The following is a 523-nucleotide window of genomic DNA, read 5'->3' on the forward strand; positions in this document are numbered from 1 at the left end:
GCGGTGCTGCCCCGCTCGAAGCGGCTCAGAACCCAGAGACGGCGCTGCGCGCTCGAGAGAGCGTAGCGGGAGGAAGCTACGATTGGCTCGATGCGCCCTTGCTTCCTTTTCGCCTCCCTAAGGAGATATGGCTTAAACTCCTGCTTGTGTGCGAGAATTATTCGCTTCTGATCTTCTGTGAATTTTCCTTTCGATGAAAAAACTGAAACTTCTCCATTTTCGACGGAAAATCTTACCCCTTCTGCTAGCAAGCAATCCAACAAAGATTCTATCTCGTTCATAGTCTTAAAATCTCCACATCACCATCATGAACCGAATATTCATCAATGCTTCCATTTGTACGGATCATTAATGCAACCTGACGCGGAGTCGTTTTCAAAAATAGATCCGTCAAATCTAGATCAAAGCTCTCCGCATCAGAGATCATGTGCATTGCCCTCACCGCCTTTAGCGAATGCCCGCCAAGGGCGAAGAAGTCGTCGTCGAGACCGACGCGCTCCACCCCCAGGACCTCCGCGTAGAC

The 523-nt window shown here is 50.3% G+C and carries 2 protein-coding genes; both read right to left on the reverse strand.

What is annotated here, in order from left to right; genetic code table 11:
- Nucleotides 1–281 (reverse strand): hypothetical protein (locus QEH53_RS23985; protein ID WP_309025769.1); only part of this gene is annotated, 281 nt, incomplete at its 3' end.
- Nucleotides 278–523: phosphopantetheine-binding protein (locus QEH53_RS23990; protein ID WP_309025770.1), on the reverse strand; the 246-nt coding region annotated here is incomplete at its 5' end. The genes QEH53_RS23985 and QEH53_RS23990, both read right to left, overlap by 4 nt.

This window comes from Pelagicoccus sp. SDUM812002 (assembly GCF_031127835.1).
Taxonomy (GTDB): Bacteria; Verrucomicrobiota; Verrucomicrobiia; order Opitutales; family Opitutaceae; genus Pelagicoccus.